This window comes from Nocardia sp. NPDC050710 (assembly GCF_040654375.1).
In the GTDB taxonomy this organism is placed as follows: domain Bacteria; phylum Actinomycetota; class Actinomycetes; order Mycobacteriales; family Mycobacteriaceae; genus Nocardia.
This window is the reverse complement of the sequence record NZ_JBFAHV010000006.1, coordinates 111,734-126,555: the sequence shown is the minus strand read 5'-3', so window position 1 is coordinate 126,555 and position 14,822 is coordinate 111,734. Positions and strand designations below refer to the sequence as shown.

Sequence of the window (14,822 nt, the reverse complement as noted above, 5' to 3'; positions counted from 1 at the left end):
GAGCAGGACGTTACACTCATTTACAGGCCAGTTCTCCTTTCAAATATTCGAATTGACCACGGACGCAGGATTTCTCGGCACATGGTCGAATGTCCTGTTCCGATAACGTTGGGAGGCAGGGTGATCCAACGCAGCACTAGCGCGCGGGCCACCGTGTCGCCCCCGGACCAACACCGGAGGTGCTGGATGATCGAGGGTTCGTACGCGGCCGAGGCGGGGGATACCGCCGATCCTCGCCATCGTGCGGCCCCCGACGGGCCCGCCGGCAGATTGCCCGCCAACCGAATGTGGACTGTTTCCGCGGTGGTCGTGGCGGGCGACGACCTGAGTCCCCGGCACGGGGTGGTGGCCGCCGCCGACCTGGGTGACGCGGCCGAGCAACTCTGCGAATACCTACCCGAGACCCGGCCGGACGACGGCGACTACTACCTGGTCGCCCGGGAGGTCCCGCTGATGGCGCGCGGGCCTCGCAGCGGCGGGCAATATCCGCGCCGCACCTGGGTCAGCCCGATCGAACGCGACGACGACACCGGGCAGACCACCTACGGGCGCTGGACGGTGGCCGATGAGCATCCACACTTCCGCGGGCACAGTTCACGAAACCTCAACTGACGCCGACGGTACACCGCCGGATCAGGCCGAGCGGCGAATCCGATGCTCGGCGACGTGCACGCGATTCGAGCACCGCGTCGAGCAGAAGCGGCGACGTCCGTTGCGAGAGGTGTCCACGAACACCAGCCCGCAACCCGCCCGCGCACACCGCCCGATCCGGCTGGGATCCTCGCAGAACAGCGCCGCCAATCCCGCCGCCGTGTAGGCCTTGACCCGTTCGTCGATCGGTGCGTCGGCGCGCGCATAGTGCAGGTGCGGTTCACGACCGTCGTGGGTGGAGATATAGGGCTGCCCGGTGGTCTCGGCCAGCAGTTCGTTGAGCAGTTCGACGGTGGGGTTATCGAAGGCCGCGCCCAACCGCGCGATCCACCGGCGCAGTTCGGTGCGCTGATGGGCGTCGAGCGGGCCGAGGGGTTTGTAACCGGAGTCCGCGATCACCTCCAGCAGATCGCCATCCGGCGGCGCGTTCACCAGCCGGGCGGCCAGTTCGGCCGCCGCTCCACCGTAAGGGTTGAAATGCATTGAGCCATTACATCAGGGTAGAAGCATGATCACCACCTGCCCTTCCTGCGCCTGGCCCGCACCCACCCTGGTTTCGTCGCACGGCTCCGTCCACTACCTGCGCTGCGTCTGCGGCCAATGGCTGGTCAGCGATAACGGAACCGTGGTGGCACGGGCGGGCAGCAGCAGCCTCGTCACCGGCGACGCACCCTAGATCCGGTAGCACGGACCTCGCGGCGGCCGGTTGCCCCCGCCGGACTTGTTGCGGTACATGGCCGTATCGACCGAGTGCATGAGTTCATCCACGGCGGCGGGCCGATCCTGGACGAAGACCGTGCCGATGCTGGCGCCGACGACGACCGGATGCCCGGCCACCTCGATCGGCGCCGCCAGGGTCGTGTGCAGACGCCGCGATATCGCCGACAGTTGGTGTTCGCCTTTACATTTCTCGATGAGCACGATGAATTCGTCACCACCGATGCGGGCCGCGAGACCGCCGATGGACTCGACCGTCGCCCGCAGCCGTTGCGCGACATCGTGCAGCACCCGGTCCCCGACGGTATGGCCCCATTCGTCATTGACCGCCTTGAATCCGTCGAGATCCAGATAGCAGACACCCAGCGGCGCAGTCGCATTCGACAGGCGATCGAAGAACAACACCCGATTCGGCAGTCCGGTGAGACTGTCGTGATTCGCGTCGTGCCAGAGCCGATCGGCGAGCTGCTTGCGTTCGGTGACATCGACGGCGACGCCGATCAGGAATCGGATCCGTCCCGCGCTGTCGCGCACCGCGGACATCGAGAGGTCGATATAGGCCAGTCCGCCGTCCGGGCGCACATATTCGGTCTCCACCCGGAAACGGTCGATCTCACCCGCGAGCATGCGCTGCAACTGCTCGAAGGCATATCCGATATTCACCGGCCCGAGCAACTCGGCCACCGACCGGCCCGGCATGGTTTCGGCAGGGATGCCGAGCATTTCAGCGAACGCGGCGTTCACATCGAGCACCTCACCGCGGGTATTCAGCGTGCCGATGCCGATCGACGCGCCCGCGAAAACCGCCTGGAACCGAGCCTCCGACAGTTGCCGCCGCGCCTCGGCCTGCTGCGCGGCCGCCAACGCCGCCCCCATCGTGGTTTCCTGTTCGCCGAGCGCGGCCGCGCGCAACGCACCGGTGAAACCGGCGGCGAACTCGGCCGCGACCAGCACCGCCCGATCGCGGACCGACTCGTAGTCGGCGTCGGAGCGGTCCGGGCAGATCAGCTCCACCATGTCGTGGCAGATCACCGCGATCGATCTGCTGACCGCGACCGGGTCCCGATAGTTCGCGGCCACCAGCACGATCGCGGCCTCGTTCGCCACGCGCAGATCGGCGGTCCCCCGCACCGCCGCTGCCAGGATCTCACCGAGTTCGGCCAGCAGCCCCTCGATCTGTGTTCGCGTGAGTGTCGGGGCTACCACGCCGTCCAGCGCATCGGCCCATCGAACCGCCAGCTCCCGCACACCCACTCGGCAGCCCCCTACCGCTTCCCTGCCCCGCTCAGTCCTTCCGGCCGACCCCCGCGAGCCCGAGCGAACGCCCCGGCTCCTCGTGCCGGTCGCGTTCGGATTCCGGCCGCCACAACGGCAGCTCGACCACCCCGGGTTCCACCAGGTCCCACCCATCGAACATAGCGGCGATCGTGTCGAGCGGGCGGAAGTGGATGCCGATCCGGTTCTGGCTGGCCGCATTCGCGCCGAGCCGGTCGGCGTCCTCGGGCCGGAGCTCGGAGGTCAGGTGCGAGATCGCGATGTAGCTGCCCGGCGCGACGGCGGCGTGCAGTTCGGCGACCATATCGGCCGGCCGGTCCGCATCCGACAGCAGATGCAGCACCGCCACCAGCAGCACACCGACCGGCTGTTCGAAGTCGATCAACCCGTTCTCGCGCACCTTCGCCAGCAACTCCGCGGGCTTGCGCAGGTCCGCCTCGATCGCCGCGGCCCGCTCGTTGCCGTGCAGGATCGCCTTGGCGTGCGCGACCGCGACCGGATCGATATCGGCGTAGAGCACCGTGATCTCCGGGTCGATGCGCTGCGCGATTTCGTGCACATTGCCCGCGGTGGGGATGCCCGATCCGATATCGAGGAACTGCCGAATCCCCGAATCCACCAGGAACCGCACCGCCCGGCGCAGGAAGGCCCGGTTGCTCAGCGCCAGCCGCGGCAGGTCGGGCACCAGCTGTTTGCCCATCTCGGCGGCCTTGCGGTCGATCTCGAAGTTGTGCGAGCCGCCCAGCAGGGCGTCATACATCCGCGCCGGGCTCGCCTGCTGCATATCCACGCTCTCGGGCGCCCACGCCGGCCTGTCCATCCGAAAAACCCCTTGCCTACTCGACGCGGTACCGCCCAGCCACGGTGCGCGTTCGGGCCGCCCGGACACGGGCCGGCCCGCGCCATCCGGATGCGGTGGTGTCGATCACCCGAAAGGTGCATCCGCATAGTAGTCGGGCCGGTGAATCCCGATGCACCACACTCGATCACGAATTCGCGCCGAATCCGCGCGGGCCCGTGCCCGAGAACGCGCACCCGTCGCAATAAATGCAGACATGCGCATGTCTGCACAGTAGGCTACGCTGTGCAGCGAGAGCCGGACGAACGAGAGGGCATCGAGTTATGGGAGATCAGTGCGTGTCGCCGAAGCAGCCCGCGGAACGCGTGACCGCCGCGGCCGAGCACGATCATGCGGCCGAGCACGATCAATCCCATGATCACAGCCGTTCCGGCGATCACGGTCACCATCACGACCACGGCGTGTCCGCCGACTCGGACCCGCGCTGGCTGACCATCGCGCTCGGACTGATCGTCACCTTCATGGCCGCCGAGGTGATCGTCGGCATCCTGGCGCATTCGCTCGCCCTGATCTCCGATGCGGCGCATATGCTCACCGACGCGGCGTCCATCGTGCTCGCGCTGATCGCGATCCGGCTGGCCAAGCGACCCGCGCGTGGCCAGTACACCTACGGATTCAAACGGGCGGAGATCCTCTCGGCCCAGGCCAACGGCATCACCCTGCTGCTGCTTGCCGCCTGGTTCATCTACGAGGGCATCGACCGGCTCATCGATCCGCCGGATGTCGCGGGCCCGCTGGTGTTGATTACCGCGCTGGTCGGCATCGTCGTCAATATCGCCGCCGCGTGGAGCATCAGCCGCGCCAATCGGACCAGCCTGAATGTCGAGGGCGCCTTCCAGCACATCCTCAACGACCTCTACGCCTTCATCGGCACCGCCATCGCGGGCGCCGTGGTCTGGCTGGCCGGCTACCCGCGCGCGGACGCCATCGCCGCGCTGGTCGTCGCCGCGCTGATGCTGAAGGCGGGCTGGTCGCTGGTCCGCGAATCCGGCCGGATCTTCCTCGAAGCCGCCCCGGCCCACCTCGACCCGGACGCCATCGGCACGCGCATTGTGGCGATCGCGCAGGTGGCCGAGGTACACGACCTGCACGTCTGGCTGATCACCTCGGGCCAGCCCTCGCTCTCGGCCCATATCCTGGTCGCCGACGGCGCCGACTGCCACGCGGTCCGCTCGACCATCGAGCGGGCGCTGCACGACGAATTCGGCCTGGAACACACCACCCTCCAGGTGGATCACGTCGGCGACGTCGACCTGCCGCGCACCGATGTGCACTGCGCCGAAGCGCACGGCCCGGTACACCGCGCCTGATCCGCGTCAGGCGGAGTCGGTGGCGCGGGTGCGAGGAGGTGCGCCAAATGCGATTCGACAATCGTGACGTCGGCAGCGGATAGGGCAGGTCGTCAGGCCATTGAATATCCAGGATCCAGGTGCGGCATCAACTCGTCGACAACACCACTTCGATCGCAGATTCGATGTCCTTGATCAGCTGGCTCCAGCTCGGCAATTCATTGATCGGCCCTGAGCAATCGAGTCGCTGTAAGAGTTGACGACGATGCTCGTTGAAACGCTTGGCAACTTGCTCGCGTCGCCGCCCGGTGCTATCAGCGGCTGTGAGGAGACATTGCTGTAGAAGCAGCTTGGGATCAGCAACAGATTCCAGCCTTCGACGCGATGGCAAGCCGAGGTCCTTTCGACCCTTCGGATTTCCAGCTACGCGGCGGATTGCATCTTCATCCAGCAAGAGCCAAGCCTCGGTCATTCGAACCGGAATCACAGGTACCGCAACGGCTCTGGCGGCGACAGATGTAGTAGCGCCAACAATCTCGTTTCGCCGATGCTCTGGGCCTGCGCCATCGGCATCACGATGTACAACGACGACATCCACCGGACCGTCCACAAGATCCAAGCCAGCGCGCACTCTCGACTCGACGTCCTTGGGTACCTTGCCTAGCAAGGCATAGTCCGGCTTGCTCAAACGGACATCCATACCACGCTCGATGAACAGGGTTTCGACGATCTCTGCCAGCGGCAGATCGGAAGTGCCCTCGCAGACGAACAGACCCGAATAAACCTGCCTGCTCATCCTGCGATATCCAACGGCAACCGAAGCTGTGCACCGGCTGGCGCAGCAAGGTAGGGCACAAAATCCGCCTTCGACGCGACGATCGCACCTGGAGCAGCGCGCCAAGTATTTCTGAAAGGCAAAAGCGATAGTGCTGTTGTCACAGTTCCATCTGATGCCCGATATGGCCTGGTCTCTGCCAACAACAAATCAGCAGGCTCGCAGAGTTGGACTACCCCCGGCGAATGCGTGTTGATAATCACCTGTCTGAAAGGATTCTCGGGACCAGGCACCGCCTTCGGATCGACGGCCAAGTCATGCACCAGTTGGACCATCGCGGGAAGATTCGCCGGGTGAATGCCGTTCTCCGGCTCTTCCATACAAACGAGGCCGGTGAACGTAGGATCCTCGAGCAGTACGCAGAGGGCCAGGAAACGCAGTGTGCCCTCGGACAGCGCTCGAGCAGGAAGCTGGAGTCCGCTGCGTTCGCGCAGAAAGAGCGTGAATACCTCGCGGACCCTATCGGGTTCGACCCTCAAGCTTTCCACGTCGACGCCGGAAAGATCGGACAGCCGGTCAGCGACCTGAGCGTAAACAGCCTCGGATTCCGGATGTTCGGCTCCGGGAGGTGCTTCACTGGCGATCCGATAGAGGGTGGCAGCGAGATGTCGTCCGTTCGTCTCCATCGATCGAGGATCTGAGAACCCGTCAGGTGCCCGCAGTGCCGATGGCTCCAAGGCGAGTCGGTGCCAGCTCTGCATTTCCCGGCGAGCCGCCAGGATAGTCGGATAGTCGTTGGTGGTGACGGTGCTGAGGACAGTCCTTCCGGCCCTTCCAGCGCCCCTCGGCTGCGGCTTTCCGAAGCTTCCTCCGTCGCCGTGGACATTGATGACCGTCGCGCCATCGCGCTCTCCGGTTGAGAGAAAAGCGCCGCCCCGTCGTTGACCGAGCACAACCGTGTTGCGAAAATTCCTCGCACTGTGCGGAAAACGCAGATGCTTGGGGGCATCTCCGCGGTTGATATGACGAAGCTCCTCACGGTGCAACGAAAGCCTGCCGACGCTGCTGTCGCCCTCTGGCGCAGAATAGCCGAGCTCCAGCTCGTAGCGCAGGAAGGTGGTTGTCGGCACAGCAGGCGCGCCGAGATCATCTTCTACCTCGGCTGGCACGATCATTTCAGCAGCAAACCAAATATGCCTCTCGTGGTCCCGGTATCCGTCCCAGAAGAGGTCTCGCGGGTCACCCCCCCGCATCCCCGACGCGCTTCGCACCCGTTGTGATGCCTCGAAGAGCGGATCGGTCGCCAGATAGGAGAGAAACTCAATTGCGTCGAACACGTTCGACTTGCCCATCCCATTTGCCCCTGCGATGCAGGTGAAGGGGCCAAAATCCACCTGAACGTCCAAGAGGTTCTTGAAGCCCCGAATCTCCAGCCTGGTGAGCATGACCGTCAGGTTACCGAGTCCAGCGTCGTCGGACACGACCAATACCCGACGACGGGCGTGTTCGGCCGCACCCAATACTGACACACAGCCGATCACGCAATGTTGCCCAGCGGCAATGGGAGACACCGGACGACGAATTCCGCTGAAGCACAGCATATGCAGTTCGTCACGTCCGCGGCGTAGACCTCCAGCTCTCAGGTGCTCCTGCGCCGAAGCGTACGGCCCGGTACACCGCGCCTGATCATCGTCAGGCGGAGTCGGTGCAGCCGCGGGTGACAGTTTGGAGCGGATCGGTAAAAAGATCGGCGAAGGCGAGTTCGGCTGCGCCGATCAGGGTGGCGTCAGCGGCGAGAGCGCTGGTGCGCAGGCGCACCCGTTCGCGGACCGCGAGCAGACCGTTCACGGCGAGCCTGCTGCGCACCTGGGCGGCCGCGGCCAGGTAGATCTCGCGGAGCACGCCGCCGAAGACGACCATCGATGGGTTGAAGATATTGACCAGGTTGGCGACGCCGTAGCCGAGCCATTCGCCGACCTGGTGCAGAGCCTCGCGGGCCCGGACGTCGCCGCGCGCGGCGGCATCCACGATCGCCTCGACCACCATCCGCCCGGGCGGATCGGTCCGCCCGGCCACCGCGATCAGCGCGAGCTCACCGGCCTCGGCCTCCAGACAACCGCGTGAGCCGCAGGCACACGGCCGCCCACCCGGATTGACGACCATATGCCCGATCTCGCCGCCGTAGCCGCCCTCACCGCCGAGCACCTCGCCGCCCATGATGATGCCGCCGCCGATGCCGACATCGCCGTGCAGGTAGATCAGATCCGCCGAGTCGGCGCCGACCCCGCGTTCCCGTTCGGCGAGTGCGCCCAGATTGGCGTTATTGCCCACCCGTACCCGCAGGCCGATGCCGAGCGCGGTGGTGAGGTCGGCCCCGAACGGCACATCGACCCAGCCGATATTCGGCCCGTATCGGACAACGCCGTCCTCCTCCCGGACCATGCCGCAGAAGGCGACGCCGACCCCGACGCACGTCGCACCGGGCGCCGCCCGGCGAATCATGGTGTGCGCCATGGTGGCCAGGGCCGCGATAACGTCATCCGGGTCGAAGGCGCCGCCCACGCGGGCGGCTTCGGTGCGGTCGAGGACCGCGCCGCCGAGTCCGATCCTGGCCGCCGCCAACCGATCCGCGCCGACGTCGAGCGCGACCACGTAGACCCGCTCCGTTTCGGGACGCACCACCAGGGAAGGTCTGCCCGCCTTGCCGGTCTGGCCCGGCAGTTCCTCGGTGACCAGACCGGCGGCCACCAGATCGGTGGTGAGGGCCAGAATGGTGCTGCGATTCAAGCCCATTCGCTCGGCGAGTATCGCGCGCGAGAGCGGGCCGTCGCGGTGCACGTGCCGCAGGAGCACAGCGAGGTTGCGTCGCCGGATCTCCTCCGGGGAGGGAGCTCCCCCGCCCACTGGTTGCGCCGTGTCCCTCCGCATTCACCGTCCTCGCCGAGGCTAGCCGTGTAATCGAGCGCGCTTGCGTGCCAGGGCGTCCACGCCCGCCGCCAAGAGCAGCACGAATCCTGTCACAACGAATTTCGTGCCCGCGCTGTAGCCCATCAGACCCATCCCGTTGTCGATCGCCGCCACCACCGCGGCGCCGAGCACCGCGTCGAGCATCCGGCCGCGCCCGCCGAACAGACTGGTGCCGCCGATCACCGCGGCGCCGACCGCGGTGAGCAGCACATCGCTGCCGCCGGTATTCGGGTCGACGGAGTTGGCGCGCGAGGCTGCGATGAGCCCGCCGACGGCCGCCATGGTCGAGCAGAGCATAAAGGCGCTGATCCGAATGCAATCCACCTTGATACCCGCGCGCCTGGCAGCTTCGGCATTACCGCCGATCGCGTAGATGTGCCGACCGAAACCGGTGCGGTTCAGGACAAAAGTCCAGACCAGCAGGAGCGCCACGATGAGCGGTAGCACGATCGGCATACCCACCAGCGAGTTCACCGCCGGATTGCGGCTGCGCTCGCTGTTCAGGATCAGCACCGCGGCCCCGGCCACCACTGCCACCACCGTGATTCGCAGTGCGATCACCGGCGTCGTCTCCCCGGTCAGCCCGAGTTCGGTGCGGGCCCGGAGTTTCCGGAACTGGATGATCGCGAACCCCACCACGAGCATCGCGTACATGACCCAGCCGAGCGCTGGCGCCACGTTCTTATTCGCGATCGCGACAATGGTGTCATCGGTGATCGAGATATTGCGCCCGTTATCCATGATTTTCAGCGCGACGCCCTGGAGCGCGAGGAAGGCCGCCAGGGTGACCACGAAGGACGGGACCCCGATGCGCACCACGATCACACCGATCGTCAGCCCGATCGCCGCACCGGTGAGCAGCGAGGCCGCCACCGCCGCGTACCAGGGCCAGCCCTTATCGGTGAGCAGCACCGCGAGCACCGCCGCACAGACCCCGCTGGTGAAGCCCGCCGACAGATCGATCTCGCCCAGCAGCAGCACGAAGATCAGGCCCATCGCGATCACCGCGATGGCGGCGCCCTGGGTCAGCAGATTCGCGAAGTTGGCCTCGGTCAGGAAAACCGGGCGGGCGGCCCAGAAGATCACCGACAGCACGATCAGCGCGATCACCGAGGGCAGCGCGCCCATATCGCCGCCGCGGACCCGTTCCACATAGGAGCCGACCAGCTCGGTCACCGGTGCGCTCATCCCACGGCTCCGTTCGGGTGGGTGCCGAGTTCTCCGGAGCGGCCCGCGGTGATCAGCTCGACGACCTGCGCGTGTGTCACATCGGAGGTCCGCACCTGCGCCGCCGTCCGGCCCAGATAGAGGGCGGCGATCCGATCGGAGATCGCGAAGACATCGTTCATATTGTGCGAAATCAGCACCACCGCGAGGCCCTTGTCGGCCAGCGTGCGCACCAGCTCCAGCACCTGCTGGGTCTGCGCCACACCCAGCGCGGCGGTCGGCTCGTCCAGAATCACCACCTTGCTGTTCCACAGCACCGCCTTGGCGATCGCGACGGTTTGCCGCTGGCCGCCCGACAGTCTCGATACCCGTTGCCGCACCGACTTCACGGTCCGTACCGACAGGCCGGCCAACGTCTTTCCGGCCAGTTCCTCCATGACGTATTCGTCCAGCACGATCCCGCGACGCCGCTCGCGGCCCAGGAACATGTTCTGCACGATGTCGAGGTTGTCGCAGAGTGCGAGATCCTGATACACGATCTCGATACCGAGTGCGGCGGCCTCGCGCGGGTGGTGCACCTGGACGGGTGCGCCCTCGAAGAGGAATTCGCCCGCATCGATCGGATGGGTGCCGCCGATGCATTTGACGAGCGTCGACTTTCCGGCGCCGTTATCGCCGACCAATGCCGTCACCTCCCCCGCGTGGGCTTCGAAGGCGACCTGGTGCAGCACCTGAACGGCACCGAAACTTTTGTCTATGCCCCGTAATTCGATCACTGGGGTATCGGTCATGGGTACAGCTCCCGGACAGCGGGCCCCTTCCGCGGGCCCCTCATCGAACCGCGGAAGGGGCCGGTGGATATCAGATTCCGTTGTCCGCGCACAGCTTGGCGAACTCACCCGTGCACAGCTCGCTCTTGGTGACGTAGCCGTCGGCGACCACATCCTTCACCTCGGCCCGGTAGATCGGCTTCGGTTCCAGCAGCACCGCGGCCACCTCCGCATTGGATTCCGGATCCCGCACCGTGCCGTTGGTGACACCCGGCTCACCCTTGGTCAGTGCGATCGCCAGCCGCGCCGCCGCGTCGGATTCCTGCTTGATCGCCTTGTAGATGGTCAGGCACTGATCGCCCGCCAGCACATTCTGCAAGCCCTGCACGGTCGCGTCCTGACCGGTGACCGGGATCTGGCCGTTCAGCTTCTGTTTGCGCAGCACCGCGATCGCGGCATTGCCGAGCCCGTCATTGGCCGCGACCACCCCGCCGAGGTTGGGCGTCGCGGTCAGCATCTGTTCGAAGATGGTGCCCGCCTTGGTGTTATCCCATTCCGGTACCGCCTGATCCGGGCCCTTCACATATTCGCCGGAATCGAATCTGGGCTTCAGTGCGCCGTCGTAGCCATTGCGGAACAGGGTGGCGTTATTGTCGGTCGGGCCGCCGTTCAGGTATGCCACAACGGGTTTGACCGCTTTCTTCTCGGTCAGGCATGCGGCCAGCCCCTCGCCTTGCAGCTGCCCGACCTTGGTGTTGTCGAACGATACGTAGTACTGCGCGCCGCCGCCCAGCGTGAGCCGGTCGTAGTCGATCACGGTCACGCCCTGGGCACGCGCCTTCTGGATCACCGCCCTGCCGGTTCCGCTGTCCAGATTCGTGATCAGCAGGACGCGCACGCCGTTGGTGATCATCTGATCCGCGATGGTCTGGAATGCGCCCTTATCTCCCTGCGCGTTCTGGATATCGGCCTTCACTCCGGCCGCGTCGAACGCCTCCCGCAGGTACTTCCGATCCGCGGTCTCCCAGCGCGCGGAGGTTTTGCTATCCGGCAGGATCACCCCGATCTGCGCACCGCCGGAACCCTTGTCGTCGTCTCCGCACGCGGTCAGCATGCCGAGCAGAGCGGTGGAAACGGCGATGACGGTGAGAATGCCCTTGCGCATGGTGGGCCTTTCGTGGAACCGCCCGGGTGGATCGGCGGTCAATCGAATGTTGTTCGATACAACATATTCGACGACGCGGTGCGGCACAGGCGATTCCGGGAAGTCGATCGGCCACCCACATAACAATCCCGGCACACCCGGTCGCCATGCGCCGGGCCGGTTTTCACCTGCGCGCTGTCAGGACCGCGCTCGTATGGGTTATCCAGCGTCGTGGAAGACCAAGCCGAGGGTGTGGCGCGAGCCGCTGCGCACCGTCGAGACCCCGTGCCGCATGGGCGCCACCGACCAACCCCGCGTACTCGCCACCGGCCGGTCCCTGGTCGTGAAGATCAACCCGCATCCCCGCGGAATCGTCGTCACCGAGGCGCGCGACTGCGCCCGTGGCCGCTGCTCGACCAGGACGAACTCCCCGCCGGTGTAGTCCACCCCCGGCGTATCCAATCCGATGACGACCTGTAGCGGAAAGACCATGTCCCCGAAGACATCCCGATGCAGCGCATTCCAATCACCGGCGCCGTACTTCAGCAGGATCTGGGCCGACTCACCCTGGCCTGCCGCATGGCACATCACGATCCACTCGTCCAATGTGTCCGGCCAGGGCGCGGGACGGCCGAGTTTGCCCGCCCAGTCGCGCGCGATCGGCAGCAATCGCGGATAGAAGGCCGCCCGCAATTCCCGTACGGGCTCGGGCAATTCGTGGGTGAAATACCGATATCGCCCGGACCCGAACCGATAGCGCGCCATATCGACGGTCGACCGGAATCGCTCGACCTGGTCGAAACAGCCCGCTATCTCGGCGCATTCCTCGGCATCGAGCAACGGTCCCGTCATTGCACCGCCGTATGTACCGAGTTCCCCGGCCAGGGCCGCCCAATCCTGGCCGCCGACACGCACATCCACCGTCTCGGCCGATTGCACACCGTCGATCACGGCCGGACTCCTCCGCATGACCATCACCTCCTCCCGGAATCCACCGTCGCTCAGGACGCCAGCAGAACGCCCTCGAGCTCGAGCAGCCGCTGCTTGCGCTCCCGCCCGCCCGCGTACCCGGTCAATGCCCCACCGGCCCCGATCACCCGGTGGCAGGGTCGAACGATCAGCAGCGGATTCGCCCCGATGGCCGCGGCGACCGCCCGCACCCGCTCCCGCGGCAGCCCCGCCTGCGCCGCCACTTCGCCGTAGCTCGCGGTGGTGCCGTATGGGATGCCATCCAGCACGTCCCACACCCGTCGCTGAAAATCGCTGCCGCCGGCGCGCAACTCCAGATCGAACTCCGTCGACTCCCCCGCGAAGTACGACCGCAGCTGCGCGATCACCGTGGCGAACGCGTCCGAATCCGCGACCCACTCCGCGCGCACCACGACCGCACCGCGCTGTCCGGTCATCGATACCGACGCCAGCGCGACCCCATGCCCGGCACGCTCCCCCACCAACAGCAATTCACCCACCGGGCTGTCTACCCGCGCGTATACGGTCATCACCGGCTCCTCTCGCCGATCTCGTTCAGTGGTCCATCCCCAATCTGCCCCGCCCCGACCGCCATGACCGGCGGAATTCGGACATGAGCGTGATCCCATGTCAGGTCGGTTTGACCTTCGAGTTACCTGAAGGCCCATGCTGGCCGGGTGACCGATTCCGAGACCGACGAGTTGATCACCATTGGCGCGGTGGCGCGGGCCAGTGGGTTGACGGCGAGCGCACTGCGGTTCTACGACGACTGCGGGTTGCTGGCACCGGACCGAGTCGACGAGGCGACCGGATATCGGTACTACGCGCGCGCCCAGTGCGAACAGGCGGTGCTGATTCGGCGGTTGCGCGGGGTCGGGGTGCCGCTGGAGACGATCTCCGGGATCCTGTCCGGTGACCGGCGGCAGGCCGAGCAGTTGTTGGACGACCACGTGCGCGAACTGACGACACGGGCGCGGGCGGCAGCGCGGGTCGCGGTGGAGGTCAAACGGACGCTCGGCGCACGGCGTCCGACCGTCACACTGTGCGGAGCGGTACTCGCGCAGGCCATCGATCAGGTGGTGGGCGCGGCGGCGCGGGATCGGGCGATACCGGTGCTGGCCGGGGTGTCGGTCGAGGTGAACCCGGGCTCGGTGACACTCACGGCGACCGATCGGTACAGGCTGACGACGCGGACCCTGGTGCCGGACCGGCAGGACGGCGGCACGTGGGCGACGATACTCGAGGCGGACGACCTCGCGGGGCTGAGCACGTGGGCACGGGATATCGCCGAGATCAGCGTGGCGCACGCGGGCGACGGCATGGTATTCGCGGGTGACGGTATCGAAAGACGTTGCGCGGCAATCGCGGAGATCTTCCCCGACTATCGCGCGATGCTCGCCGATCTGGCACCGGTGGTGACCCGAGTCATGGTCCGGCGGGCCGCGCTGCTCGAATCGCTGGAGGCGGACGGGGATCCACTGGTCTGCACGATCGATCTGCGGGGGATCTCGGTATCGGCTCGGAGCCGTGAAGCGCGTCGAATCTCTGCCGCCACAACGGGTCCCGGCATCGACATCGCCTTCTCCGCCACCACGCTTCGTCCGGCGATCGCCGATGCGCTCGGCCCCGACATCATGCTCGATATCTCCGCGGCGGATCGACCGATCGTGGTCCGCTCCGCGACCGACGGCGATCTGACCACCCTGGTGATGCCGACGGCCATCCCGAAAACCCTCCAAAGACAGGAACACTCATGACCGGTGACGCGACGATGAACGCCATTACCGAGGCGGTCGCCCTCGGCCACGCGGGCCACCGGGACGCCGCGCGCTCAGCGCTCGGCGAGCTCTGGACATCCCTCGGCCCGCATGGCGATCCGCTGCACCGATGCACCCTCGCCCACTATCTGGCCGATCTGCAAGAGGATGCCGCCCAGGCGCTGGCCTGGGATATCCGGGCCATCGACGCGGCCGACGCGGTATCGAACGAGCGTGCCGAGCAATATGATCCGGCGCTGGATGTGCGCGGCTTCTACCCGTCACTGCATCTGAACCTGGCGGACAACTACCGGCGTCTTGCCTCGTTCGACGCCGCGCAACGCGAGGTCGATGCCGCCCGCGCCACGCTGCACACCCTGGGCGAGGACGGCTACGGCACGACCATCCGCACCGCACTGGACGGAGTCGAAGCGGCCATTCGCGCACGGAATACGCGATCACGCGAATCCGCACCGCACTGA

16 protein-coding genes are annotated in these 14,822 nt (G+C 66.4%); 5 read left to right on the top strand and 11 right to left on the bottom strand.

Annotation, left to right across the window (positions count from 1 at the left end; translation table 11 throughout):
* Positions 1–186 precede the first annotated feature (186 nt).
* Positions 187–612, top strand: coding sequence for a hypothetical protein (locus tag AB0H61_RS14205; protein WP_357303514.1), 426 nt, complete (start codon positions 187–189; stop codon positions 610–612).
* Between the two features lie 21 nt (positions 613–633).
* Here AB0H61_RS14205 and AB0H61_RS14200 read toward each other — a convergent pair whose 3' ends face one another.
* Positions 634–1,134, bottom strand: coding sequence for a CGNR zinc finger domain-containing protein (locus AB0H61_RS14200; RefSeq protein ID WP_357303511.1), 501 nt, complete (start codon positions 1,132–1,134; stop codon positions 634–636).
* 25 nt (positions 1,135–1,159) lie between these two features.
* Between AB0H61_RS14200 and AB0H61_RS14195 the strand changes: the two genes are divergently transcribed.
* On the top strand, positions 1,160–1,327 hold the full coding sequence (locus tag AB0H61_RS14195) for a hypothetical protein (protein WP_357303508.1): 168 nt from the start codon (positions 1,160–1,162) through the stop codon (positions 1,325–1,327).
* Here the strand turns inward: AB0H61_RS14195 and AB0H61_RS14190 are convergent.
* Entirely contained in the window at positions 1,324–2,622 is a 1,299-nt protein-coding gene (locus tag AB0H61_RS14190; RefSeq protein ID WP_357303505.1) for a sensor domain-containing diguanylate cyclase, read from the bottom strand. The two genes, AB0H61_RS14195 and AB0H61_RS14190, sit on opposite strands and share 4 nt — an antisense overlap.
* A gap of 31 nt (positions 2,623–2,653) precedes the next feature.
* On the bottom strand, positions 2,654–3,463 hold the full coding sequence (locus AB0H61_RS14185; protein ID WP_357303502.1) for an SAM-dependent methyltransferase: 810 nt from the start codon (positions 3,461–3,463) through the stop codon (positions 2,654–2,656).
* Positions 3,464–3,903: 440 nt separating this feature from the next.
* Here AB0H61_RS14185 and AB0H61_RS14180 point away from each other — a divergent pair, with 440 nt between their 5' ends.
* On the top strand, positions 3,904–4,812 hold the full coding sequence (locus tag AB0H61_RS14180; protein WP_357303932.1) for a cation diffusion facilitator family transporter: 909 nt from the start codon (positions 3,904–3,906) through the stop codon (positions 4,810–4,812).
* Between the two features lie 127 nt (positions 4,813–4,939).
* Here AB0H61_RS14180 and AB0H61_RS14175 read toward each other — a convergent pair whose 3' ends face one another.
* The 8 genes from AB0H61_RS14175 to AB0H61_RS14140 all read right to left on the bottom strand — a co-directional run bounded on the left by AB0H61_RS14175 (position 4,940) and on the right by AB0H61_RS14140 (position 13,113).
* Positions 4,940–5,587, bottom strand: a complete 648-nt coding sequence (locus tag AB0H61_RS14175; RefSeq protein WP_357303499.1) for a hypothetical protein — start codon at positions 5,585–5,587, stop codon at positions 4,940–4,942.
* Entirely contained in the window at positions 5,584–7,167 is a 1,584-nt protein-coding gene (locus tag AB0H61_RS14170; RefSeq protein WP_357303496.1) for an AAA family ATPase, read from the bottom strand. Before AB0H61_RS14170 ends, AB0H61_RS14175 begins: the two co-directional genes overlap by 4 nt.
* 91 nt (positions 7,168–7,258) lie before the next feature.
* Complete coding sequence (locus AB0H61_RS14165) at positions 7,259–8,494, bottom strand: ROK family protein (RefSeq protein WP_357303494.1); 1,236 nt, start codon at positions 8,492–8,494, stop codon at positions 7,259–7,261.
* An 18-nt stretch (positions 8,495–8,512) separates the two neighbouring features.
* Entirely contained in the window at positions 8,513–9,721 is a 1,209-nt protein-coding gene (locus AB0H61_RS14160) for an ABC transporter permease (RefSeq protein WP_357303492.1), read from the bottom strand.
* Complete coding sequence (locus tag AB0H61_RS14155) at positions 9,718–10,491, bottom strand: ATP-binding cassette domain-containing protein (RefSeq protein ID WP_357303490.1); 774 nt, start codon at positions 10,489–10,491, stop codon at positions 9,718–9,720. Before AB0H61_RS14155 ends, AB0H61_RS14160 begins: the two co-directional genes overlap by 4 nt.
* Positions 10,492–10,561: 70 nt before the next feature.
* Entirely contained in the window at positions 10,562–11,677 is a 1,116-nt protein-coding gene (locus AB0H61_RS14150) for a substrate-binding domain-containing protein (protein ID WP_357303487.1), read from the bottom strand.
* Between the two features lie 156 nt (positions 11,678–11,833).
* A complete protein-coding gene (locus AB0H61_RS14145; RefSeq protein WP_357303930.1) occupies positions 11,834–12,466 on the bottom strand; it encodes a 2OG-Fe(II) oxygenase in 633 nt (210 codons plus the stop codon).
* A 149-nt stretch (positions 12,467–12,615) separates the two neighbouring features.
* Positions 12,616–13,113: a methylated-DNA--[protein]-cysteine S-methyltransferase gene (locus tag AB0H61_RS14140; RefSeq protein WP_357303484.1), complete on the bottom strand. Its 498-nt coding sequence runs from the start codon at positions 13,111–13,113 to the stop codon at positions 12,616–12,618.
* A 147-nt stretch (positions 13,114–13,260) separates the two neighbouring features.
* On the opposite strand from AB0H61_RS14140, the gene AB0H61_RS14135 reads away from it, so the two are divergent.
* Together AB0H61_RS14135 and AB0H61_RS14130 are read left to right on the top strand one after the other, a co-directional pair.
* Positions 13,261–14,340 (top strand): MerR family transcriptional regulator, encoded by a 1,080-nt coding sequence (locus tag AB0H61_RS14135; RefSeq protein ID WP_357303482.1) that lies wholly within the window; start codon positions 13,261–13,263, stop codon positions 14,338–14,340.
* Positions 14,337–14,822 (top strand): hypothetical protein, encoded by a 486-nt coding sequence (locus AB0H61_RS14130; RefSeq protein ID WP_357303479.1) that lies wholly within the window; start codon positions 14,337–14,339, stop codon positions 14,820–14,822. The genes AB0H61_RS14135 and AB0H61_RS14130 overlap by 4 nt, the downstream gene beginning before the upstream one ends.

What these genes read in the sequence shown, in the direction of transcription:
- AB0H61_RS14205 (WP_357303514.1), top strand. Translation starts at nt 187, where the DNA reads ATGATCGAGGGTTCGTACGCGGCCGAGGCGGGGGATACCGCCGATCCT.
- AB0H61_RS14200 (WP_357303511.1), bottom strand. Translation starts at nt 1,134, where the DNA reads ATGCATTTCAACCCTTACGGTGGAGCGGCGGCCGAACTGGCCGCCCGG.
- AB0H61_RS14195 (WP_357303508.1), top strand. Translation starts at nt 1,160, where the DNA reads ATGATCACCACCTGCCCTTCCTGCGCCTGGCCCGCACCCACCCTGGTT.
- AB0H61_RS14185 (WP_357303502.1), bottom strand. Translation starts at nt 3,463, where the DNA reads ATGGACAGGCCGGCGTGGGCGCCCGAGAGCGTGGATATGCAGCAGGCG.
- AB0H61_RS14175 (WP_357303499.1), bottom strand. Translation starts at nt 5,587, where the DNA reads ATGAGCAGGCAGGTTTATTCGGGTCTGTTCGTCTGCGAGGGCACTTCC.
- AB0H61_RS14170 (WP_357303496.1), bottom strand. Translation starts at nt 7,167, where the DNA reads ATGCTGTGCTTCAGCGGAATTCGTCGTCCGGTGTCTCCCATTGCCGCT.
- AB0H61_RS14165 (WP_357303494.1), bottom strand. Translation starts at nt 8,494, where the DNA reads ATGCGGAGGGACACGGCGCAACCAGTGGGCGGGGGAGCTCCCTCCCCG.
- AB0H61_RS14160 (WP_357303492.1), bottom strand. Translation starts at nt 9,721, where the DNA reads ATGAGCGCACCGGTGACCGAGCTGGTCGGCTCCTATGTGGAACGGGTC.
- AB0H61_RS14155 (WP_357303490.1), bottom strand. Translation starts at nt 10,491, where the DNA reads ATGACCGATACCCCAGTGATCGAATTACGGGGCATAGACAAAAGTTTC.
- AB0H61_RS14145 (WP_357303930.1), bottom strand. Translation starts at nt 12,466, where the DNA reads ATGACGGGACCGTTGCTCGATGCCGAGGAATGCGCCGAGATAGCGGGC.
- AB0H61_RS14140 (WP_357303484.1), bottom strand. Translation starts at nt 13,113, where the DNA reads ATGACCGTATACGCGCGGGTAGACAGCCCGGTGGGTGAATTGCTGTTG.
- AB0H61_RS14130 (WP_357303479.1), top strand. Translation starts at nt 14,337, where the DNA reads ATGACCGGTGACGCGACGATGAACGCCATTACCGAGGCGGTCGCCCTC.